17 protein-coding genes are annotated in these 24,359 nt (G+C 51.4%); all 17 read left to right on the top strand.

Features of this window, described 5'->3' with window-relative positions; translation table 11 throughout:
- Positions 1-124 precede the first annotated feature (124 nt).
- Complete coding sequence (locus MKX59_RS22800) at positions 125-4,150, top strand: DUF5695 domain-containing protein (protein ID WP_340858983.1); 4,026 nt, start codon at positions 125-127, stop codon at positions 4,148-4,150.
- Positions 4,151-4,285: 135 nt separating this feature from the next.
- Positions 4,286-5,584, top strand: coding sequence for an alpha-glucosidase/alpha-galactosidase (locus MKX59_RS22795; RefSeq protein ID WP_053324745.1), 1,299 nt, complete (start codon positions 4,286-4,288; stop codon positions 5,582-5,584).
- Positions 5,585-5,597: 13 nt separating this feature from the next.
- Positions 5,598-7,424: a cache domain-containing sensor histidine kinase gene (locus tag MKX59_RS22790; protein WP_053324746.1), complete on the top strand. Its 1,827-nt coding sequence runs from the start codon at positions 5,598-5,600 to the stop codon at positions 7,422-7,424.
- A 16-nt stretch (positions 7,425-7,440) separates the two neighbouring features.
- Entirely contained in the window at positions 7,441-9,033 is a 1,593-nt protein-coding gene (locus MKX59_RS22785) for a response regulator (RefSeq protein WP_340858982.1), read from the top strand.
- A 123-nt stretch (positions 9,034-9,156) separates the two neighbouring features.
- Complete coding sequence (locus MKX59_RS22780; RefSeq protein WP_233903842.1) at positions 9,157-10,512, top strand: ABC transporter substrate-binding protein; 1,356 nt, start codon at positions 9,157-9,159, stop codon at positions 10,510-10,512.
- 33 nt (positions 10,513-10,545) lie between these two features.
- On the top strand, positions 10,546-11,451 hold the full coding sequence (locus MKX59_RS22775) for a carbohydrate ABC transporter permease (protein WP_025718934.1): 906 nt from the start codon (positions 10,546-10,548) through the stop codon (positions 11,449-11,451).
- Positions 11,448-12,374: a carbohydrate ABC transporter permease gene (locus MKX59_RS22770; RefSeq protein WP_336077232.1), complete on the top strand. Its 927-nt coding sequence runs from the start codon at positions 11,448-11,450 to the stop codon at positions 12,372-12,374. Before MKX59_RS22775 ends, MKX59_RS22770 begins: the two co-directional genes overlap by 4 nt.
- Positions 12,375-12,540: 166 nt before the next feature.
- Positions 12,541-13,650, top strand: a complete 1,110-nt coding sequence (locus MKX59_RS22765) for a M24 family metallopeptidase (protein WP_445669764.1) — start codon at positions 12,541-12,543, stop codon at positions 13,648-13,650.
- Positions 13,651-13,719: 69 nt separating this feature from the next.
- A complete protein-coding gene (locus tag MKX59_RS22760) occupies positions 13,720-15,243 on the top strand; it encodes an Ig domain-containing protein (protein ID WP_340858981.1) in 1,524 nt (507 codons plus the stop codon).
- Between the two features lie 46 nt (positions 15,244-15,289).
- Positions 15,290-16,498, top strand: a complete 1,209-nt coding sequence (locus tag MKX59_RS22755; RefSeq protein WP_209941062.1) for an NAD(P)/FAD-dependent oxidoreductase — start codon at positions 15,290-15,292, stop codon at positions 16,496-16,498.
- Positions 16,495-17,496 (top strand): proline racemase family protein, encoded by a 1,002-nt coding sequence (locus tag MKX59_RS22750; protein ID WP_209941063.1) that lies wholly within the window; start codon positions 16,495-16,497, stop codon positions 17,494-17,496. The genes MKX59_RS22755 and MKX59_RS22750 overlap by 4 nt, the downstream gene beginning before the upstream one ends.
- 63 nt (positions 17,497-17,559) lie before the next feature.
- On the top strand, positions 17,560-18,447 hold the full coding sequence (locus MKX59_RS22745; protein ID WP_209941064.1) for a dihydrodipicolinate synthase family protein: 888 nt from the start codon (positions 17,560-17,562) through the stop codon (positions 18,445-18,447).
- A 15-nt stretch (positions 18,448-18,462) separates the two neighbouring features.
- Complete coding sequence (locus tag MKX59_RS22740) at positions 18,463-19,899, top strand: aldehyde dehydrogenase family protein (RefSeq protein WP_340858980.1); 1,437 nt, start codon at positions 18,463-18,465, stop codon at positions 19,897-19,899.
- Positions 19,892-20,206 carry a (2Fe-2S)-binding protein gene (locus tag MKX59_RS22735; RefSeq protein ID WP_068938458.1) on the top strand — a complete coding sequence of 105 codons (315 nt, stop codon included), beginning with the start codon at positions 19,892-19,894 and terminating at the stop codon, positions 20,204-20,206. Before MKX59_RS22740 ends, MKX59_RS22735 begins: the two co-directional genes overlap by 8 nt.
- Complete coding sequence (locus tag MKX59_RS22730; RefSeq protein WP_023987257.1) at positions 20,203-20,538, top strand: (2Fe-2S)-binding protein; 336 nt, start codon at positions 20,203-20,205, stop codon at positions 20,536-20,538. The genes MKX59_RS22735 and MKX59_RS22730 overlap by 4 nt, the downstream gene beginning before the upstream one ends.
- Positions 20,535-21,758 carry an NAD(P)/FAD-dependent oxidoreductase gene (locus MKX59_RS22725; protein ID WP_080751603.1) on the top strand — a complete coding sequence of 408 codons (1,224 nt, stop codon included), beginning with the start codon at positions 20,535-20,537 and terminating at the stop codon, positions 21,756-21,758. The genes MKX59_RS22730 and MKX59_RS22725 overlap by 4 nt, the downstream gene beginning before the upstream one ends.
- Positions 21,759-21,844: 86 nt before the next feature.
- Positions 21,845-24,145, top strand: a complete 2,301-nt coding sequence (locus tag MKX59_RS22720) for a glycoside hydrolase family 127 protein (RefSeq protein WP_340859012.1) — start codon at positions 21,845-21,847, stop codon at positions 24,143-24,145.
- Positions 24,146-24,359: the final 214 nt, after the last annotated feature.

The following is a 24,359-nucleotide window of genomic DNA, read 5'->3' as shown; positions in this document are numbered from 1 at the left end:
GGACAAGGATTTGTACAATAGAGTTGTAACGCTTACATTTCCAAGGAGGTTGCGGCGAAATGAAGAGACTTCAGGTGATTGGCAAGCAAATCAGGACCCCGAGATCCCAAAGGAGGCCGTGTTGATGAAATTTAAGGGAATATTGGCGGCATTTTTGTTTTTAACCACAGCGTCTGTGTTGTTTGGGACGCATACGGCAGAGGCCCATGAACTATCCAATGACAAGCTGACGATTCAGACAGGTGAGCACGGTGAAATTTCATCCATACGTATCAAGGGAGATGCTTTCCCGACAGAGTACGTGATGAACGCAACGGTTACACCTGAGCAGAACACCGCAGATCATCAGTGGCTAGGAGAGCTGATGTTCACGTACCGCTTGGATGGAGGCAGCTGGACGAAGGCATGGACGAACAAGTCGGCAGACGCACGTAAGATCACAACCAGTGGTAACCGTGTCACTGTCACGTACGAGAATTCTACTAACGCAGAAGGCATACGCAATTTTAAAGTCATTGAAACGTATTCGGCAGAGTCGAATGGTTCGGTGCTGTGGAATATACAGGTGCAGAATACAAGTGGAAAAAAATTGGAGATTGGCGATTTCGGTTTGCCTCTGCCTTTTAATGAGCAGTGGACCAACGGTGATGCGATCTACGAAACTAGAGTGGTGACGCATTCCTTTGTCGGCAATAACAGCTCCTATATTACAGCTGGGCGTCCCAGCGGCATTGGTTCTTCCCTGCTGCTGATTCCTGATTCCACAACAGGTGCGGGTTTTGAATATCAGGATCACTGGCGGGATGAGGAGCATCCGGGCAGCAAATGGGCCTGGAATCCAGCCAACGAAGGTAAATGGCTGGAAGGCCTCAATGTATTTTATATTCATTCCAATGTCATCAAGTCCACGAATCGGGGGTACTTGCCCAATACAAGCCTGATCCTGAATCCTGGTCAAAGCAAAAACTATGGCTTCAAGTTTCTGGCGGTGAAGGACGAGCATGATGTAAAAGATACGTTGTACCAAGAAAACTTGGTGGATACAACAGTCGTACCCGGCATGATCGTGCCTACGAATCAAAAAGCGAAGGTGGACCTGCGCTCCAAGCAGGCGATCAGCAAAGTAACCTATCCAGACGGAACCGTTATTCCGCAGACAGATAGCAAGGCCGGAGGACATTACATTTATGAACTGAAATTTACTAAGCTGGGTCCGAACTTCATAACGGTAGAATACGGCAACGGCAACAAAACGGTGTTACAGTTCTATGCCATCGAGCCGATTGATCAGGCGTTGCAACGGCATGCTACATTTATGGTCGACAAAACCCAATGGAATGTACCGGGTGATCTGCGCGACAAGGTATTTGATGATTGGATGATGCATACCAAATCCAAACGCAACATTTTCAACGGCTATTGGGGCTGGGGAGACGATTGGGGTCTGACCCACGGACAGTTCCTGGCTGAGAAAAACACACTGTCTCCAGTCGCCAAAGAGGTGCGGGCAGTAGACGATTATTTGGAGACGGCGATCTGGACAAATCTGATGAACGGACATCATGAGGATTATTTAATTCATGATTTCTTGATGCCAGAGCCTAACGATACACCGACCTATCGAGGGTATGCGTATCCGCACGTATACAACACGTATTTCAGCATGTACAAGATTGCCAAGGAATACCCGGATCTTGTCACTTACAAGCATCCAAAGGAAACCTATTTGCTGCGGGCGTATAACATTTTCAAAGCATTGTATGAAGGGCCAGTCGCGTACAACTGGGAAACAGGTTTGATGGGCGAACTGACCACACCGGATATTATTCAGGCACTTCATGATGAAGGCTATGATGATGAAGCGAATGATCTCAAGGAAAAAATGGATCGTAAATATAACAATTTTAAAAATACAAAGTATCCTTACGGTTCTGAATATAGCTATGACAATACAGGGGAAGAGGCTGTATATACGTTAGCCAAGCAGAATATAGATACAGAGGGCGAGCAAAGTAAAGCCCTGGAAATGATGAGTAAAATTAATGCCAAAACCCGTGCGGCACGCGGTCATATGCCCGTATGGTACTACTACACCGATCCGGTGACGATTACCGGGGAGAACTGGTTTAACTTCCAGTACACGACTTCGCTTGCCGGATATGCGATGGATGACTGGATTCGCCATCATGAGGACAATCACCGTGAGGAACAACAGCGGTTGTCCTATGCAGCTAAAATTGCCAATGTTGGAGCGATTAACTCCGGGCAAATCAGCTCCGACCCTGAAAACATCGGGGCGGTCGCATGGACGTATCAAGCGGAAAAAGGCAATAACGGCACGAACGGCACTGGCGGCGGTAAAAATGTTCCGCTCTTTAACGGCTGGCGCGGCATGAGCGGTGAGGCTGATCTCGGATTGTTCGGTGCGCTCAAAACATTAAGTGCTGATATCGCGATTGATCCTATTTTTGGATTGACGGGCTACGGTGCAGAGGTGAGCAAAAGCGGCAACGTGTATACGATCAAGCCACTGGACGGCCTGTTCAAGCGGGTCAATCTGATTACGGAAAAGCTGTATATCGAGCTGGAAAAGGACCAATATACAGAAGCCAAGTTGGCAACATCCAAGGATTATGTATGGTTCCAACTGAAAAATCAAACGCCGGGCCAAGCCCATTCCACGTACGTTACATTTGACGGTTTGAAGAAAGGAACGTATCTGGTTAAAGTGGGCGGTCAATCGCAAGGAAAGTTTAATGCGTATGCGACCACCAACAAACTTAAATTGGAGATTGGTACAGCATCCTCCTATACGATAGAGCTGACACCGACCACACCTGATCCGAACAAAGCACCTATCGTGGATGCTGGCAAAGATTCGAAGGTAAAGCTGCCGGATCAGATCATTCTGAAAGGCACGGCTACGGATGATGGACTTCCACAAGGTAAGGTGACGAGCGAGTGGAGTCTGGTCGAAGGACCACAGGACGCGAAGGTCACATTCAGTAACAAAACATCGCTGCGCACGAAGGTGGACGTTTCCGAGCCAGGAACGTATGTGTTCAAGCTGACAGCCAGCGATTCTCAGTTGTCAGCTGAGGCTAAAGTAACGGTGGTAGCTGAAGCGGCGGCTCCGTTACTTGAACAGCTTGCAGTTTACAAGTTTGATGAAACAAGCGGTTCTATAGTTGCGGATTCATCGGACAGTGGCAATGATGCTGCCGTGAAGGGAACGGCTGCATGGGCTGCGGGTAAAACAGGCAATGCTGTCAGCCTGAACGGCAAGGACAGCTATGTGCAGCTTCCGGCGGGTATTGTCAGTCGGACACAGCAATTGACCGTATCCGGCTGGGTCAAAGCGAACAGCCTGAGCGATTATGTGCGGATTTTTGACTTCGGCTCCGGGACGAATGAATATATGTTCCTGACGCCTAAAGCAGGAAATACCATGCTGTTTGCCATTACCAACCAAGGCAACGGGCAGGGACAGGAGCAGACGATTGAAGGCCCTGTACTGCCAACAGGCGTATGGAAGCATGTTGCGGTCACGCTTTCGGGTTCCACAGGTATTTTATACGTGGATGGAAAAGAAGTGGGACGCAATACCAACCTGACCTTGAATCCTACCAGTCTGGGTCAGACCAAAAATAATTTCATCGGCAAATCTCAGTACCCTGATCCGTACTTCAATGGTCTGGTGGATGAATTCCGTATCTACAGCCGTGCTTTGAATGCAACCGAGGTGGCAGGACTGGCCTCTGGTACAGCACAAAACCTAACGGGAGCCGAGAAAATCACGGCTTTAAAAGAAGTAAACGTGACGACTCGTGCAGGTGAAAAACCCGAACTGCCAAGCGTCGTGGAAGCTACGTATGGAGAAGGCTCCACCAAATGGGTGGCTGTGGAATGGGAGGATATAGACCCTGCACAATATGCTGCTCCAGGTTCGTTTGAGTTGAAGGGTAAAGTAGAAGGGACAGAGTTAAAGGCAATTGCGAAGGTAACTGTGATTGAGGCTGGGGCTGCGGATTCATCGGTAACACCGGTTAGTCCGGAGAATTCAGTAACCTCGTCAACTACGACACCCTCGGTAACATCTGCCTTACCGCTTCGGCCTATTAGCTCCGCTAAATCAGCGGGGGTATCCTGATGGGAGGCAACAACGCATAGTCATGACTAACCTTTCCCATCGTCACTTTCCTCCTGTAAAGGGGAGAGTGGCGGTGGGTATCCTTGCATTTGGAGTGCAAAGCTGCGAACAAAAATGTGAATGGGGGGAAAAAGTATGAGCAAGATTACATTTCTGGGTGCAGGCAGTACGGTATTTGCTAAAAATGTGCTTGGCGATTGTATGTTGACGCCTGCTTTGCAGGGCTTTGAGTTGGCGTTGTTCGATATTGACCCTGTAAGGCTAAAAGATTCGGAAAATATTTTATCCAATTTGAAAAAAACAACAGGGAGTACCTGTGTGATTCGCTCCTACACTGATCGCAAGGAAGCACTGCGTGGGGCGACCTATGTGGTAAACGCCATCCAAGTAGGCGGCTATGATCCGTGTACAATTACGGATTTTGAAATTCCTAAAAAATATGGCCTGCGCCAAACGATTGCCGATACGGTTGGTATTGGCGGTATTTTCCGCAATTTACGTACGATTCCGGTGATGCTCGATTTTGCGGCAGATGTGCGCGAGGTGTGCCCAGATGCATGGTTTCTCAACTACACGAATCCGATGGCAGTGCTAACGAATGTGATGAACGTTTATGGCGGTGTCCGTACGGTAGGGCTGTGTCATAGCGTGCAGGCGTGTATACCGGAACTGTTTAAAAGCCTCGGGCTGGAGCAGGAAGGTGTAAAGGCAAAAATCGCAGGCATTAATCATATGGCGTGGCTGCTCGAAGTGAGCAAGGACGGTGTGGATTTGTATCCTGAGATTAAAAAACGAGCCGCCGCTAAGCAACAGGAAAAGCATCATGATATGGTGCGCTTTGAAATGATGCTAAAATTCGGCTATTACATTACGGAATCGTCCGAGCATAACGCGGAATATCATCCGTATTTTATCAAACGGGCATACCCTGAGCTGATCGAGCGCTTCAATATTCCTTTGGATGAATACCCGCGTCGCTGTGTGAGCCAGATTGAACGATGGGAAACGATGCGTGAAGAGCTTTTGGGTAATCAGGATCTGCGTCATGAACGGTCAAACGAGTATGCCTCTTATATATTTGAGGCGATCGAAACGAATCAGCCTTTTGCCATTGGCGGCAATGTGATGAACACAGGCTTAATTACCAATCTGCCGAAGGAAGCCTGTGTGGAGGTACCTTGTCTGGTGAATCGTAACGGGGTTACGCCAACCTTTGTCGGGGATTTGCCACCCCAATGCGCTGCGCTGAACCGGACGAATATTAATACCCAGCTGTTAACGATTGAAGCTGCAATCACCGGGAAAAAGGAGCACATTTATCATGCTGCTATGTTGGACCCGCACACGTCCGCAGAGTTGTCCATGGATGATATCGTTTCTCTGTGTGATGACCTAATTGCAGCCCACGGGACATGGCTCCCAGCCTATGTGTAAGTGAGGCAGATGAATGGGAGGCCGTGGTCGTCAAAAGTTCGCCGGGATTCCTACAATCCGTGGGAAATTCATTGTACTGACGCTGGTACTCACCGTCATTCCGATGGTGGTGCTGACCTTTACCTTTTACCGGATCGCGGCCCATTCCCTTGGTGAGAAGTCGGAAGCGCTGGCTATGCAGTCCCGGCAAATGAGTGAAAATTACGTCAATGCGACGCTCTCCGATTTGAATGATCTAACCAATGCCATTCTCAGCAATCCTGATGTGCAGTCCACACTGGAGACCAAGCCGGAAGATGATTATGAATATTTACGGAACGATGAAACCCTCAGTATGGTTGTCCGTACGCAAACCCAGACCAAGCCGTATATCACGTCCTCTCTCATATATGCCGCCAATGGCGGGCTCAAGCATTCTCTCTATCAGGGGAATGTTTCGGTCCGTTTTGGCGGCCTTCCTACATTAGAGGAAGCACGTGTGTACTATCGCCGCCTACTCGCCGAGCGGCCCATGATGTGGATGGCTCATTCGCCGTTTGAATCCGGACGCGGGATGGCGGAGGATCGCATCTATGTGGGGAAACTGCTCCGAAAAACGACTGGAGATTATGCACCACTCGGATTTTTGCTGCTGGAAATCGACAAGGCCAGTCTATTTCGGGGGCTTGCTTTTCATGAAACAGATGGCAATACCCAGATGTGGGTGCTGGATCAGGAGGGCGAGCCTGTATACCGATTGCCGGAGCAGGGTGTTGCGGATCAAGCGCTATTGCGGCAGATTGCCAAATCGGCTGTGGATAGGCCTGTGCTTACGAAGGACTGGAGAACATGGAACGGGCGCCAGACGATGATCTCTTACGGCCCGTTAAATGAAGGACAATGGACGCTGCTGCAAAAAGTCGATCAGTCTGTGCTGTTCGAGGATGCGCGGAAAATTGGTGCCTGGACCATCTGGACTTTTTTGATTGCACTGATGTTGGGCTGGATGCTGTCTTATCGGCTGAGTGACACGATTCGTCGCCCCCTGCTTCAATTGAGCCGATTAATGGCGGTCGATGGGAGTGTGAGCGCTACAGGCTCAGCCCAAGCTTTCGAAGCTCCTACTTCCGTTGTTTTTAATCCTAAGGATGAGGTAGGGCAGATCGGGGAGCGTTTTCTTCATATGATGCAAAAAAATCATGAACTGTACGGTCAGGTCTACGAAGCGTTGCTGTCGCGTAAGCAGGCTGAGTTCCGCGCGCTTCAGGCGCAGATTAATCCGCATTTTTTGTACAACACGCTAGAATCCCTGAAGGGAATGGCCTTGGCGAATGGGCAACGGGATATGGCAGAGGTAATCGGTGCCTTCGGAAAATGCTTTCGCATTTCGCTAAGTTATGGCCGAGAGCAAATCAGTTTGGGACAGGAAGTCGAGCATGTAAGCGCCTATGTGAAGGTGCAGCAGTTCAGGTTTAGGAATTCGTTCGAGTGGATTTGCGAGGTCGAGGAGGATATTTGCGGATTTTATGTACCCAAACTAATCCTCCAGCCACTCGTCGAAAATGCTATTTACCACGGCTTAAAAGGGCGTACCGACCGTGGCTATATCATGTTATCCGGTACAAGGGAAGGGGATATGTTGCGTTTGACGGTCAGTGATGATGGGGGCGGTATTGGAGCCGAGCGTCTGAACGATATCCGGAAGTCGCTGGATGCGGAACGGGGGAATGCTATTGGCTTTGGGCTGCGCAATGTGCATGAACGTCTTCGGCATTATGGTCCGCAATATGGACTGTCCGTGACAAGCGAGCCGGGTCAGTACACCTCGGTTACTTTACTGGCACCCATTCGAACCGAATAAGAAAGGGGAGGAAGGCATGTACCGGCTGCTGATTGTGGACGACGAATATCATATTCGGGAAGGACTGAAGCTGATGGTGGCGGAAAGTGGCCTGTCAGTGGAAGTCAGTGATGTGGCGGAGGACGGCGCGACGGCATTACGTTTGTATACGGAGCAGCGACCGGACATGATTTTACTGGATATTAATTTACCGGATATGAGTGGACTGGACGTAGCAAAAACCATTCGGGAAAAGGATCAGCAGACCCCGTTATTATTCCTGACAGGGTACGAATCTATGACATATATTCGTCAGGCAGTTTCGCTTCAAGCGGTCGATTATTTGCTCAAGCCGGTGACCAGCGAGGATTTCGAAGCGGCATTGAGCCGGGCAGAGGATCGCATTGCGCAATGGCGAAGAAGCGAGGAGGAAGCCATTCACCGCCATCGTTCATTGGAGCCATTGTACAGGGAGCATCTACTGCTGGATTTGCTCCAGCAGCGGCGTCCTGCAGCCGAGGTCATTCGGGACATGGACGGGCTGGGATTTTTCGGCGAGACGAATGGGCCGCCTTATACCGTGCTGTGCTGCGAGCTGGAGGAGGCGTCGCAGCAGGAGGCAACCGCCACTAGCAAGCCACACGGTTCCATGCATAAAAGCAGCCATGTATTCGCCGGACTGGCTGGGGAGGCTGCGGCAGCAGCCGGGGCGAAGGCGCATGGTGCGGCGGTTTCCCGCGATCGGCATGTTGTGCTGCTGGCGACGGCATCTTGCAGGGCGGCGGAACGGACGGCACAGCAGATTCGGCAGGCCGTGCAAGAACGATTGAGCCAGGGCGTGTCCATCGGGATTAGCCGTCCCGTACAACGGATGGAGCAACTTCCCGAAGCGTATGAGGAAGCTGTGCAAGCGGCAGAGCATCGGGGGTGGGTGGGCTATAGCCAGATCATCCCCTATGAGAGTATTCAGGCGGCCGAGCCGAACAGCAGTCAATTACTGGAGAAGGAACTGCTAATGATTACGGAAATTCGAGCAGGCAATGATGCTGCCGTACATGCGATTTTACAGGAATGGTCAGGACAGTTGGCAGGGTTGCCCGTCAAGCAGGTGAAAATGATTGTCACTCAGCTCGTGCTGTTCGTCATGCGGATCGTTCAGAGTGATGCATCTGTAGGACAAACGTCCATACAGGAGCAGGACCCGTTGTTGGAGCTGTCCCGATTACGGCATGGGCCCGAGATGATTGATTATGTATCGCGTTATTTTGTCCGGGTGGGTCGTCATGTCCGAGAATCACGTGAGAAGGGGATTCCACGCAAATTCCAACGGGCCAAGGAATGGATTCGGGAGCACCTTCAGGAGGATGGCGGGCTGAACCGTCTTGCAGAGTACATGAATATGAGCCCCAAATATTTGAGTGCCCGTTTCAAGCAAGTTACAGGTGAAAGCTTCGCCGACTACCAGACGCGTGTTCGCTTTGAGCGAGCCCGAGAACTGCTGCTGGACGCGAATCGCAAGGTGGCGGAGGTAGCGGAGGTTGTGGGATTCACAGATACCAACTATTTTAGCATTGCCTTTAAAAAGCATACCGGACTGACCCCGACGGAGTTTCGTAAAACATTTTTGTAAACGCGCTGTTAAAAAAATCATACCAAAACAAAGAGAGTCTGGAGTCGTTGGGTGGTCGGCTCTGGGCTCTCGGCGCATAATAGGCTTGTAAGGAGAAACCAGTTCAGGAAGGGGCCGGTTGATTTGCTGAAACGAAGGTTACGGACATGGATGGCTCTCGTGATGACGGCGATGTTGACAGGGCTGACGGCTTGCAGTGGTAACGCTGGCGAACCGGCTAATCCCAATGCGGTCGAACTCAAGTTCATGTACTGGGGAAGCAATGACGAGAAGCAGGCGATGGAAAAAATGATTCAAAGCTTTAATGCATCCCACCCGAACATCCGGGTGAAGGGCGAGCATGTCCCTGGTGACTACACGACGAAAATTAACACGTTAATGGCTGCCAATCAGCTTCCTGATATCGCCTACTTGGGCGATTCCCTCACGATGAAATGGGCAAGTGAAGGCAGACTCCTGGATTTATCCTCTTATTATGACGAATATCCCGAATTAAAAAACAAGCTCAAATCCTCCTATCTCTACAGCGAACCTGGCAAGTCTATCGGAAATTACACCGCATTGGAAGTGATGCAGTTATTTTACAACAAGGAGTTGTTTACAGAAGCAGGGGTACCCGTCCCTCCGGCTGATCCTCAAAAAGCGTGGACATGGGATGAATTTCTGGAAATTGCCAAAAAGCTGACCAAGGATCAGAACGGCAAGCATCCGGGAGACAGTGGATTTGATCCGAAAAATATTGTGCAATACGGCTTTGCCTTTGGCAATGACCGCAGCTCCTGGGGGCCTCTTTTAGCGAGCAACGGTGGAGGTTTGACTGACAAAACGGGCAAGAAGTACACCCTGAACAGTCCTGAGTCGGTGGAGGTTTTTCAAAAGTTGCAGGATCTGGTTTTCAAGGAGCATGTTTCTCCTGATTTGATCCAGCAGCAGGACATGCCGTCCAATACGATTCGGCTTCAGACAAGAAAGGTCGCCATGGTGGTGGACGGGACATGGTCCCTGCTCGATTTTTCGAACAACAAGCAGCTGCAATGGAGTATCGGCGTTCTGCCGAAGCTAAAAGAGCCCAAAACGATGATTGTTGCGGGAGCCACGGTCATTTTCCAGAGCACCAAGCACCCGAAGGAAGCGCTCGAATTTTATTTGTACCATAACAATCCCGAAAAGGTGGATCTGTTCAAGTCTGGTCTTTGGATGCCTATCGAGGAAAAATATTATACCGATGAGCAGGCCATCCAGTCATGGACAAATAATGCCGCACATCCACCGGAATTTCAAAATGCTGGCATTGAGTATGCCAGAGATTATGCGATCAAGCCGTCAACTTCGACCCTTCGCAACTGGCCTGATATCGGTTCCAAGCTGACCCCAGGGCTGGATCTGATTTGGACGAACAAGAAGACGCCGCAGCAGGCGCTGGATGAACTGGAACCTATCATTCAGCCATTGCTTCAAGGAGTATACCCGGATGAATAATGCGGCGGGACAGCTGCGAAAGGAGAACAGCCCATGAAGCGACCAAAATCAGGAATGATGCGCATGGAGCGAAACTGGGGTCTGCTATTCGCGCTTCCTGCCATCCTCGGATTAATGATATTTACAATTGGACCGATTGCGGCCTCGTTCGTATTCAGCTTAACCGATTGGACGATTGGCGGACAGATGACCTTTATCGGATTGGACAATTACCGAACCATTTTGACCGAGGATGCTACCTTTTCCCAATCCATGTTCGTGACCACATATTATGCACTGGGTAGCGTACCTCTAGGCTTGGCGGCAGCTTTTATCATTGCGCTGTTATTAAATCAAAAGGTGAAGGGTTTGTCGGTGTTCCGTACGATTTATTATTTACCTACCATTGTACCGAGTATTGCCAACACGATGCTGTGGCTATGGATGTTCAACCCGGATTTTGGTCTGTTAAATTCGCTGCTGGAGGGTGTTGGACTGCCGGGGAGCAAATGGATTTATGACGAGAACACTGCAATACCCTCGCTGATCATGATGAGCACCTGGGGAATCGGGAACACGGTCATTATCTTTTTGGCGGGACTTCAGTCGGTTCCCACCCATCTGTATGAAGCAGCTGAGGTAGACGGCGGCAATAGGTGGCACAAATTTTTTCACATTACCATTCCTTCGATGACACCAACCATTTTCTTCAATCTGGTCATGTCTTTAATCAGCACCTTTCAGGCATTCAATCAGGCGTATGTTATGACCAACGGGGGACCTAACAATTCAACCCTGTTCTATGTGTTCTACTTGTGGCGTACGGCCTTTACGGAGACTAAAATCGGCTACGCCTCAGCGCTGGCCTGGATCTTATTTTTCGTCATCATGGTCCTAACGGTTCTGATTTTCTCCACATCCAAAAAGTGGGTCCACTATGAAGGAGGGGAACGTTCATGAATCAGGTCACTTCTTCTGTCAATCCTTCAGAAACACCGCAACATCCGCTTCCACAGCCTGAACGCTCCCGAAGTCCTGCTACCGCCACCCGTTCCAAACCATTCCCAATCAGCCGTGTTGTACTGTATGTCGTTTTAATTATAGGTAGTGTTTTAATGCTGTTGCCATTTGTATGGCTCATTCGTAGCTCTCTGATGGGGACATCCCAAATTTTCGTGTTCCCGCCAGAGTGGATACCCTCTCCTTTTCAATGGAGCAATTACCCGGAAGCGCTGACTTCTGTACCGTTCGGCAGGTATTTTATGAATACGTTCATGATTGAGGTGTGTGTGCTGGCAGGAGTGATGTTGACCTCGATTGTATCGGCGTTTACTTTTGCCCGCCTACGCTGGCCTGGACGTAATCTGATCTTTTCTCTGCTGATCGGGTCGATGATGCTGCCTTACGCGGTGACGCTAATTCCCACTTTCGTGATGTGGCGTGAGCTGGGCGGTCTGAATACATTTCTGCCGCTGATTGTTCCTGCATGGTTCGGTGGAGGGGCGTTTAACATCTTTTTGATGCGACAATTCATGCTGACGATTCCACGCGATTTGGACGAAGCGGCTTATATGGACGGAGGTACGCCTCTGACTGTACTATGGCGCGTCATTATTCCTTTATCTTCGCCTGCATTGATCGTGATCGGAATATTTACATTTATTGATGTGTGGAATGATTTTTTGGGCCCGATTATTTACTTAAGTGACGAAAAGCATTTTACGCTAGCGCTGGGGCTAGCGACTTTTCGGGGATTGAACAATACCAACTGGCCTTACCTGATGGCGGCTTCCAGCACAATTTTGGCTCCCATCGTCCTGATATTTTTTATCGGACAGCGCTATTTTATCGAAGGCATCACATTGACAGGGATAAAAGGCTAAAAGGAAGCTGAGACGCGCTGGTATGCTTGAAAAAGAGACGGAGAATTGGGTGCAGGACTTACGGGAAAGCGGCAGCGAGAAGAGCATACATGTGTTCAAAAGCAAGTGGAGAGTATGTTCTAAGGCATATGCCCTGAAAAGAGATGTGGAATAAGGAGGCGTACGAGTGAAAGAGGAAGAGAGTCAAAAGACAAAACCGTTACAGGGTGTTCCAGGCAGACTGGCCCGGTTACGCTCGGAATTCCCGGCTCTAGGGATAGATGCACTGCTTATTACACATGGGCCTAATCGAAGATATATGACCGGATTTACAGGCTCCGCTGGAATTGCACTTGTTACGCAGGAAGAGGCTTTTTTAGTGACGGATTTCCGCTATATGATGCAGGCAACAGATCAGGCAGTGGAATATTCAGTGATTCGGCATGAGGCGCAAATCTTCCAAACCGTGGCCGATCTCACAAGTAAATTGGGTGTCCACAGACTGGGTTTGGAGAGCAGGCATGTTTCACTTCAACAGTCGGGACAGCTACAAGCCGCGCTGGGCTCGTTGGAGTACGTACAAACGGAGGATGTCATTGAACGGCTGCGCGATGTGAAAGACGAAGAAGAGATTCGCACCATTAGCGAAGCTGCGCGTATTACCGATGCCGCCTTCACGGAGGTGCTGAATTGTATTCAGCCTGGAGTTACAGAGCGGCGGATTGCGGCAGAGCTGGAATACCAGCTTCGGCTCGGAGGCGCGGAATCGGGTGGTTTTGCGTTCATTGTCGCTTCAGGTGAGCGTTCGGCGCTGCCGCACGGGCTGGCCAGTGACAAGGAAATTGGTCAGAACGAGTTCGTCACAATGGATTTTGGCGCAAATGTGCGTGGTTATCTATCCGATATCACGCGTACCGTATTCGTAGGCCAGCCCTCAGAACGACATGAGAAATTGTATGCCATTGTGCTGGAAGCAAATATGAAGACGATTGCAGGACTTCGTCCCGGCTTAAGCGGTCGGGAGGGAGACAGTCTGGGGCGGGATGTGATTGCCTCTTACGGCTATGGGGAGCAGTTCGGTCACGGGCTGGGCCACGGCTTTGGTCTCGAAATTCATGAGCAGGTACGGCTGTCCCGCGAAAGTAAGTCGGTGCTCGTACCGGGTCATGTCATTACCGTGGAACCAGGCATTTATATTCCAGGCTTCGGCGGGGTTCGGATTGAGGACGATGTGCTGATCACAGATGACGGTGTCAAGGTACTGACCTCTTCGCCTAAGGAACTGCTTTTATTATAAAACGCAGTGGCGTTATAGGTAACTGTCCATAGTTTGCAAGTCATTCAAAAATGAGATGGAGGGGATCAAATGAACACGTATAAAAGGCACACCAAAATATGGCTGACTGCGCTGGCGACTTCTCTCATTGTGGCTTTGACACCAGCTATTCCGGGTCAACAGGCTTATGCCGAGGCGGAGTCGGATGTAAAAGTCATCGACATCTTTAGTCGGACGGTGAACGATTATGGTATAGATCTGGTTGATTGGCAAGGATATCTGGCGAACCCGTATGTGAAGCTAAAAGTGAAGCCGCCAGCGGATGCCGCTTTTCCGTTAACGGTTACGTTAAATGCGCAGGGCACGTCCCGGCTGATGATGGATTTGCCAAGTACGTTGTCGGCGCAAGGTGCAAGCAAAACGCTGACTTTTGCCAATGCGCAGGAGGAAAAAGATTTTCGGCTAGCCATCCATCCTGACCGGATTGGAGGAAACGGTGAAATAGAGAACTATACGCTGTCTATGTCCGTTGCCGGAAATGATGGTCACACGACTACTCAGTCCATTCCGATTCGCGTGTTGGATCAGGACGATAATAAAGAGCCCACAGTCCCGCTCCATTTTGACTATAGATTCGATACGATCAAGCCTTATTTCAATGATGCGGCTACCAAAAAAGCCGCAGAACTGGCGGTAAAGGACTGGTTCTATTTCTTTGATCTGGCTCCTTTCGATGAGGTTCCTGCCAACGCGGAGGTAAACCATCTGCCAGGAGACGATTGGCAAAATGAAATACAGGTGACAAATGACAAACCCTACAAAGGCATGTGGGTGTTTATGAGAGGGCTGAACGGGCCTTATTCTACGGGCTTTCCAGCCACGAACGGCAATTATCATACACGTAACGGTGTGACCGTCCCGGGGAACCTGAACCGTTCCTATAGCTTGATTCTGGATTTCTATGATGATGCGATTCCATTCACATCCGTAGATGATGAAGAATGGTATCAATCCGATCTGTCCAAGGTGACGGATGTGCATGGGCTGATCATGCATGAATTCGGTCATGCCATTGTGTTCAGCGACACATTCCCGGGTGTCAAAGCGTTGAAGGAAGCGGCGGGCAATGACCCGGATATTATGGCTTATCAGCACAGACCGACTGCATTGGACGACAGCTATCATCTCTCTGGAGAGCTTGCAGAAGTCGACCGATTGAGCGGTCAAAATGGAGGCTGGCGCCATCTGTTTCCGACCCGCCGTTGGATGAACACGAAGCTTTCGCTACTGGTAGCAGAAAAAGCAGGCTGGCCGCTACGTAAGGACCTGACTCCTTTCCTCGCGACAGAAATCATGACGAAGGAATTGCCAGCACCCGTCAAAGGTAAAGCGTACACGGCCAAGCTGGAGGCCAAGGGAGGCGTTCCGTTTTACGATTGGACGGTGACAGGCGGTCAACTGCCCGCAGGGTTCACACTGGACCGCTTTACAGGAATGATTAGCGGAACAGCAGGCAGCGGAGCAGGCAACAAGACGTATACGTTCACCGTACAGTTGCGGGATTATGATGAGCTGAGCAAGCCTGTGAAACAAAGCTTTACGCTCAAGCTGTAAAGAATACCTCACAAACAGATTAAAACGGTCGAAGGGAGGGAAGCGAATGAAACATGATGCCGCGGATCTGGTCATTGTAGGCGGCGGAATCATCGGTACAGCCATCGCTTATTATGCGGCTAAGTCCGGTATGAAGGTCGTGCTGGCTGAGCGAGGGGAGATTGCTGGAGGCACTTCGTCCCGTTGTGATGGGAATATATTGGCAATCGATAAAGAGCCCGGGTTTGACAGTCGAATGTCGTTGGTATCGCAGGAGCTGGTGGCAGAGCTGGCTAGGGAACTGGACGATGAGTTTGAGTATCGTGCGCCTGGCAGTATTCTGGTCTGTGAAAACGATCAGGAGATGCAAGCGGCTGAGCAGTGGGTAGCCCGCCAGCAGCAGGAAGGACTTCCGTTTCGCATGCTGGATCATCAGGATTTGCGAGAGGAATGGCCGCATTTAGCGAAAGATTTGCCGGGCGGGCTGGAATGTGCGACAGATTCCACTGTGAATCCGGTATTGATGACGTATGCACTGGCCGAGGCCGCGCGTCGGATGGGGGCCAAGTTATTACCGCGTATGCCGATACAGTCCATCCTTCAGGACGAAAGGGGGAACGTTCGCGGGGTGGAGACGCCTACTGGCGTTATCCATGCAGGTGCAGTGGTATTGGCGGCAGGTGTGTGGACACGCAGCATCGGTCATTCACTCGGCTTGGACCTTCCGATCATGCCGCGCAAAGGACATATACTGGTGTCTGCTCGGATGCCTTCCATTGGGAACCGCAAGGTAATGGAGTTCGGCTATCTGATGAGCAAGTTTGGCGGTCAGCGGAGTGTGGATGAGCTTTATGAAAAATACGGTGTAGCGCTGGTGTTCGAGCCAACCGCATCCCAAAACATTCTGATCGGCAGCAGCCGTCAGTTTGTCGGTATGGACACACGTGTCGATCAGCAAGTGATTCGCTTAATCGCCCGCAGAGCCATTCGTTTTTTTCCTGCTTTAGCCAATGCCCCGCTGATGCGGGCGTATACCGGCTTGCGTCCATGGACACCTGATCATTTGCCAATTGTATCAGCGGTGGACGAAGTACCGGGGTTGTTTATCGCTTCTGGCCATGAGGGGGATGGCATTAGTCTTGCGGCGGTTACGGGTAAGCTGGTGACCGAAATGGTACGCGGTGAATCCACTTGTATTCCGGTGGAGCCGCTGCGATATGACCGATTTGGGGAGGCTTTTACCAGCCACGAGGTTCACGGGGAGGTAACCGGATGAGTGTACCGGGCAGAATTACTACCATTGATACCCATACGGGAGGCAATCCGACGCGGACGGTCATTCACGGTGCGCCTAAGCTGGTAGGTCGTACGATGCTGGAAAAAATGACTTATATGGCAGCACATCATGATGATTTTCGCCGTCTGCTGATGTTCGAGCCGCGAGGGCATGAGGTGATGTCGGGCTGCATTTTAACAGAACCTTGTCATCCAGATGCAGATATGGGTGTGGTCTTTATAGAGACTGGCGGCTATTTACCGATGTGCGGTCACGATACGATTGGAGTATGTACGGCGCTGATGGAAGGCGGGCTGATTGCTGCGGATAAAAAATCGATATTACTGGACACTCCGGCAGGCCCGGTTCAAGTGCGGCTGGAGGTGGATGCGGGCAAGGTGCGACAAGTAACGTTCACAAACATCCCTTCTTTTGTGTACCGCCGTGAGGTTGAGGTCCAGGTAGAGGATATCGGTCAAGTCACGTTGGATATTGCGTATGGAGGCAACTTTTACGGCATTGTAGAGGCGGCTTCCATCGGTCTTGCACTGGAGCAGAGCAATGGGGCAAGAATTGTACGAACAGCAGTGCAGATTCGGGAGGCAGTGAATGCTGTTGTTAAGGTAGTACATCCTGAAAATCCGGTTATTCAAGGATTGACGCATATTGAATTCTACGGGGAGCCTGTGGCTCCACAGGCCGATTGCCGCAATGTCGTCGTCATCCCACCGGGAGGTATCGATCGTTCTCCTTGTGGCACAGGAACCTCGGCCAAGGTAGCGGTGCTGCACGCCAAGGGAAAACTGGGCTTAAATGAGCCGTTTGTACATGAAAGTATCACAGGTTCCATGTTTCGGGCTGAAATCGTGGGCGAGACGCAGATAGGTCCTTATCCGGCAGTCATTCCACAAATTACAGGCTCGGCTTGGGTGACGGGACATCATCAATTTGTGTTGGACCCCGAGGACCCGCTTAAAGAAGGTTTTTTGCTGATGTGAGCATTTTACATCATTCCCGAATGCTGAATATGAAAATAAAGATGGGAAAGGGTTGGTGAGCATATGGCACGTTTTGAAGGTGTATATGTGGCCTTGGTTACACCGTTCACGGCAGAGCTGGAGGTAGACCATAAGCGTCTGACCGAGCTGTGCGAGCATCTGATTGCAAGCGGCATTAGCGGACTGGTTCCTACGGGATCGCTGGGAGAATATGCGGCTTTGTCCCCGGAGGAACGGTCGCAGGTTGTGCACACCGTAATTGACGCTGCGGCAGGGCGTGTCCCGGTTGTTGTCGGCTCGGCGGCTCCGTCCACCAAACAGGCGGTGCATTGGATTCAGCATGCGAAGGATGCCGGGGCAGCGGGTGTCATGGCACTGCCGCCCATTAATTACAATCCACTGCCTCACGAAGTAACGGCCCATTATGAAGCATTGTCAGAGGTGGGCTTGCCGATCATTGCGTATAACAACCCTCATGATTACAAGGTTGACTTGACTCCAGATATTCTTGCGGACTTGTCGCGAGTTGAAAATATCGTAGCAGTCAAGGAATTTTCCGGTGATGTACGGCGTATTCACGCTATTTTGGACCAGACAGAGCTGGAGGTCATGGTCGGAGTAGATAATCTGGCGATGGAGGGGGCATTATTCGGCGCGACAGGCTGGATTTCGGGGGTACCTAATGCGCTGCCCAAGGAAGGGGTAGAGCTGTTCCGACTTGCGCAGGCGGGAAATATGGCGGAAGCGTCCGCGTTGTATCGCAGGCTGCTGCCGCTGTTCCACTATGATGCCAGCCCGCAATTGGTACAGTCCATCAAATATATGATGGAGCTGGCTGGATTTCCGGTCGGTCCGACACGTCCGCCCAGACTTGCGCTGCCGCAGGCGGATTATGACCGCATTCGGGAAGCATTTGAGGTGGCGGTTCGTCCAAGCGAAGTTTCATCCTGAATGGAGGTGAAGACGATGGAGAGCCGAAATTGGATCGGCGGTGAGTGGCAGAACCCTTCAGGCGAGGAAATGGTGGTTCACAATCCTTCGGCCTTGAAGGAGGAGGTCGGAGTCGTCCATTTTTCAGAAACGGGCGATATTACACAGGCCGGGGATGCGGCACGGCTGGCTCAGGCGGGTTGGGCCGCGTTAAGTCCCGCAGCACGGGGAGTTTATCTGTTCAAAGCAGCCGGGTTACTAGAGGCAGCATTACCTGAATTGGCTGAGCTGGCTAGCCGTGAGATGGGCAAGCCGATTACCGAGATGCGCGGAGAGGTCATGCGAGGTGTCCATCTGCTCCGATACTACGCGGCAGAGGGCGTACGATCCATCGGTACAGTCATTCCTTCGAATGAGCCGGGAGTGCTCCAATACACGAAGCGCATTCCGCTGGGTGTAACGGCAGTCATTACGCCGTGGAATTTTCCGGTAGCTATTCCGCTATGGAAAATCGCCCCTGCACTCTTGTGCGGAAACACGGTCATCTGGAAGCCTGCCGAACATGCTTCATTAACTGCAGTACGGGTCGCCGAGCTATTCGAGGCGGTGCAGCTTCCGCCCGGCGTGCTGAACTTAGTCATTGGGCAAGGTAACCGTATTGGCGATGCCTTACTGGAGCATCCGGTACTGGATGCGGTCAGCTTCACGGGTTCTACTGCTACAGGTTTGGGCATTGCGGGACGGTGCGCACGCCGTAATATCAAGTACCAGACCGAGATGGGCGGTAAAAATGCCGCTGTGGTGCTGAAGGACGCGGATGTGGCGCAAGCAGTAGCGATGATTGTTAGCGGAGCTTTCCGTTCAGCCGGGCAAAAATGCACGGCCACCAGCCGGGTAATTGTGGAACAGTCTGTCTATGAGACGTTCACGGAAGCCTTACGCCAAGCGGTGGAAAAAATACAGATCGCTCCGGCGCTTGACCCCGGTGCGTATCTTGGACCTGTGGCATCGGCAAGTCAGTATGAGAAGGTCATGTCCTATGTATCACTCGCCCGCCGGGAAGCCGATATTTTAGCCGAAGGTGGAGCCGCCGCCGGGACGGATAACGGATATTATGTGCGTCCGATGGTGGCGACTGGACTTGATTCGTCCCATCCATTGATTCAGGAGGAGATTTTTGGACCTGTGATGGGGGTAATGCAGGCGGACGACTTCGAGGATGCGATTCGACTGTGCAATGATTCTATTTATGGATTAAGTGCCTCTCTATTCACCCGCGATTTGCGGTTGGCTCACCGGTTTCTGGATGAGGCGAACGCCGGTATGGTCCGGGTTAATCAGGAGACGGCTGGTGTCGAATACCAGGCTCCGTTCGGCGGTCTGAAGCAATCCAGTTCACATACCCGGGAACAGGGCCAGGCGGCGCTGGATTTTTATTCAGCGATTAAAACCTGCGCGATCAGCTATGAGTAAGCGGGCGACGGGACGAAGTGAGACGGTTGAGAGCGCATCAGGTCATTTGCTCGTATGTCGCTGTGAAGAAGTGAGTATCGCACAGATGGAGCAGGCCTGCCGCATGGGCGTGGACACCGTGCGCCAGCTTAAAATGGCTACGCGGGTGACGATGGGGGCATGTCAGGGCAGGGTATGCCGACAATTGGTGGAGTCATGGTTTTACAATCAGGTTCCTGCTGCCCGCCGGGAGGCGGAGCTGTTATCACAAAGGCCCCCCGTACGTCCCGTAACGTTCGGGCAGCTGGCAGAGGGAGGTTCCTTATGAGCCGCATGCGTATTGTAAATCACCCTATTTTGGGACCAAAGCCGGAACGTCGGCAGGTATCTTTCATTTTTGACGGTCGTCCTATGCAGGGATTGGCCGGAGAGCCATTGGCAGCAGCGCTGCTGGCCAGCGGTGTCCGTTTGCTGAGAAGGCATGAGGAATCCGGTACGGCCAGAGGTGTATACTGCGCCATTGGGCATTGTAACGAATGCCGCCTGACGGTTCATCCGTTTGGTACCGTCCGTTCCTGCCTGACCAAGCTGGAGGAAGGTATGGTGGTGGAAACCGGACGGCAACTTTCGAATGAAATCACAGGGAGAATTGTGACATGAATGAAATGGCGCATCTCATCGTCATTGGGGCGGGTCCCGCCGGATTGTCCGCAGCGGTATCGGCTGCTGAGCAAGGATTGCCAGTCACGGTACTGGATGAGTTTACAGAGCCGGGTGGACGCATGCCCGGGCAATATCATGAGGAAGGCAGTCAAGGCTGGTGGGTTGGAAAACACGTTTCGGATGAGCTGATTACCCGTTGCAGGGAACTTGGGGTGGACATTCGCTGCGGCGTTTCCGTACATGGTATGGAATATACAACGACGTGGGAAATTTCCACTTCCTGTGGATTGTTCACTGCGGATTATGTATTGCTGGCGACTGGAGCTGCTGAAATTCCCGTTCCGCTGGATGGCTGGACGCTGCCGGGCGTGATGTCCATCGGGGCCGCGCAGGTGATGACCAACGTTCATTACGTTAAGCCAGGAGAGCGAGGCATCATAGTGGGCATGAACGTATTGTCGATGGCGATTGCCCGCGAGCTGTCTGTCGCCGGGGTGAAGGTGGCGGCGATTACACTGCCGTGCGCTAATCCGCTGGCTGGTGCGGCGGCAGATCCGACAGCCTCCGCGAAGCTGCTGCTTCAGCTGTCGGGGCTGGCCCCTGCCGCCTGGATGCGTGCAGGCGGCAGGCTGGCAGCTGCGATGCGGATGGAGAAACTCATCGCGTGCTGCTATCCCCACAAAGGCTTCCGTCTGTGGGATATCCCGATCCGGTTGCGGACGGCGGTGCTGTCCGTCAACGGGCAGGACCGGGTCGAATCTGTGACCCTGATCCACGTTAAACCGGACGGCTCGCCTATTCCCGGCAGCGAGCGCGTCGAACCCGCCGACTTCGTGGCGCTGAGCGGCGGCTTGTACCCGCTCGCCGAGCTGGCGGCGGTAGCCGGATGCAAGTTCGTGTACAGCCCTGAGCTAGGCGGGCATGTTCCACTGCATGGTGAGCGAATGGAAACCTCGCTCAAAGGGCTGTACGTTGCCGGCAATATTACCGGCATCGAAAGCGGGCTGGTCGCGATGGCCCAAGGTCGATTAGCCGCCGCTTCCATGCTCCATGCCGCTGGACTCGGCGGAGCAGGCGGGGAACAGCGGGTGCAGGAGGCGATCTGTGAGGTCCATTTTGCACGCAAGCATGCGCTGATTCAGTTTCATCCCGGCATTACAGAGGCGAGAACGCAGCTGTACCAGCAGTGGGGGCAAACCTCTGGCAGCGGCGCGTAACGGCTCATTGTGTTTGATATGCATTTTTTTATCCCAAATTCGCCTTAAAGGAGGAACGGAAAGTGACTCTTAAAGCAAAAGCCCATATGAAAGCAAGGCCGTTCGCACTGAATGAGGTGGTATTGGCTGAAGGTCCCTTCAAACAGGCGATGGAGCTGAACCGATCTTATCTGTTGGAGCTTCAACCAGACCGCCTGCTGGCGCGTTTTCGGGAATATGCCGGACTTACGCCCAAAGCGCCTCAGTATGAAGGCTGGGAAGCGATGACTATTTCCGGTCATACACTGGGACATTACTTGTCCGCTTGCTCCATGATGTATGCTTCAACGGGCGATGAGCGTTTTAAAGAAATTGCTCATTACATTACGGATGAACTAGCCGTTTGTCAGGCGGCGCATGGTGACGGATATGTATCCGGTATTCCAGGGGGGAAGGAACTTTTTGAAGAGGTGTCTGCTGGAAATATTCGCTCGAAGGGCTTTGACCTGAACGGTGCCTGGGCACCCTTGTATACACTGCACAAGTTATTCGCTGGCCTGCGGGATGCGCATCATTTGACAGGCTGTGATAAGGCATTAGATGTAGAGCGCAAGCTGGCGGACTGGCTCGAAGGAATTATGAAGCCGATGAGCGATGAGCAGCTCCAGCAGATGATGTTTTGCGAATATGGAGGCATGAATGAGGTATTGGCCGATTTGTATGCGGATACCGGGGAAGAGCGCTACTTGTGGCTGGCTGAATGCTTCTGGCACAAGCTGGTGCTGGACCCGCTTAGCTCGCAGGAAGACTGTTTGCAGGGCATTCACGCCAATACACAGATTCCGAAGCTGATCGGGCTTGCCAAGGAATATGAGCTGACCAATGATACGAAACGCCGGGCAACGGTGGAGTTTTTTTGGGAGCGGGTGGTGGATCATCATTCGTATGTCATTGGCGGGAATAGCTTTGGAGAATATTTTGGCGCGCCAGATGGCTTGAATGATCGCATCGGGCCTCATACGACGGAGACGTGCAATACCTATAACATGCTCAAGCTGACAAATCATCTATTTCAATGGAATGTTTCCGCCAAGGAAGCGGACTTTTATGAGCGAGGTCTATTCAATCATATTTTGGCTTCGCAGGACCCGGTTCACGGGGGCGTAACGTATTTTCTGTCGCTGGCGATGGGCGGGCACAAGCATTTTGAAAGCAAATTTGACGATTTTACGTGCTGTGTCGGCACAGGGATGGAAAACCATGCGAGCTACGGCAGCGGCATTTATTTTCACGATCATGATAAGCTATATGTCAATCAGTTCATTGCCTCCACGCTGGAATGGAAGGACACGGGCGTTACGCTAAAACAAAATACTTCCTATCCAGATACAGATCATACGACGCTGGAGATTCAATGCGATCAACCTGCCTCATTTATGCTACTCATCCGTTATCCATATTGGGCTGAACAAGGAATTACCATTCGTGTAAATGGCAAGGAGCAATCGGTTGTATCGGAACCGGGCAGCTTTGTCTCTATCGCCAGAACGTGGATTGACGGTGACGTTGTAGAGGTGACGATTCCGATGTCGCTGAGACTGGAGCAGATGCCAGATAACCCGGATCGGGCGGCTATCATGTATGGACCGTTGGTGCTGGCAGGAGACCTTGGACCCTTAGAAGATCATAAAGCCAAGGATTTCCTGTACACACCGGTATTCATCCCCCAAACGGAAAAGCTGGATGCCTGGATACAGCCCGTGGAAGACAAGACCAATACGTTTCGTACCTTGAATGCAGGGCATCCCCGGGATGTGGAATTGTCTCCTCTGTATAAAATGCATGACCGTACGTATTCCGTATACTGGGACATTTTTACCAAGGAAGCGTGGCAGGAGGCGGAACAGGAATACACAGCGGCACGCGAAAAGCTGGCGATTCTGGAGCAGTGCACGATTGATTTTGCCCAACCCGGAGAAATGCAGCCGGAGCGGGATCATAACTTCCAGGGAGATGCTTCGACTCGCACCGGATATGTGAATAACCGACCTTACCGGAATGCGGGAATTGATGGCTGGTTTTCTTTTGATCTGAATACAGATCCGTCTGCTCCGATGCTGTTGGTCATTACCTACACAGCTACACTGGAAATGCCTAACTGCGGTTTTGATATTTTGATTAACGGTCATCCGCTTGAGCATTTTAGTGAAGGCTTTGATGAGGCCGATAAGTTTTACAACGTTAATGCTGCTATTCCGGCTGCATATCTGGAGGGGAAGGATCAAGCGACAGTAACCTTCAAGGCCAAGCCGGGACAGCGTATCCGCAGATTGTTTGGGCTGAGGATGGTCAACAAGGACGTGTATGAGCAACGCTATCAAGCTGGAAGTTCAGGTATACATGAATGATCTTTGAAATGTTTCGTGAGAGAAAAGTAACGTTTGATTTTTAGTCCGGTATGATTTATGATGTAAGAAATATTGGATGATGCTGGAATAATCCATATGGTGGTATGAGCTGATATATTCATAGTTTTGTTGCGCGTGAAGCACACGGGCTGTTTCTTCCTTCATAGGGGAGAGGCAGCCCTTTTTTGTTGATATTTTGCGAAATATAAACTTT

It is taken from the genome of Paenibacillus sp. FSL R7-0340 (genome assembly GCF_038002205.1).
In the GTDB taxonomy this organism is placed as follows: domain Bacteria; phylum Bacillota; class Bacilli; order Paenibacillales; family Paenibacillaceae; genus Paenibacillus; species Paenibacillus polymyxa_B.
Note: the sequence above shows the minus strand (reverse complement) of the source record. Positions and strands in the feature narration are given on the sequence as shown.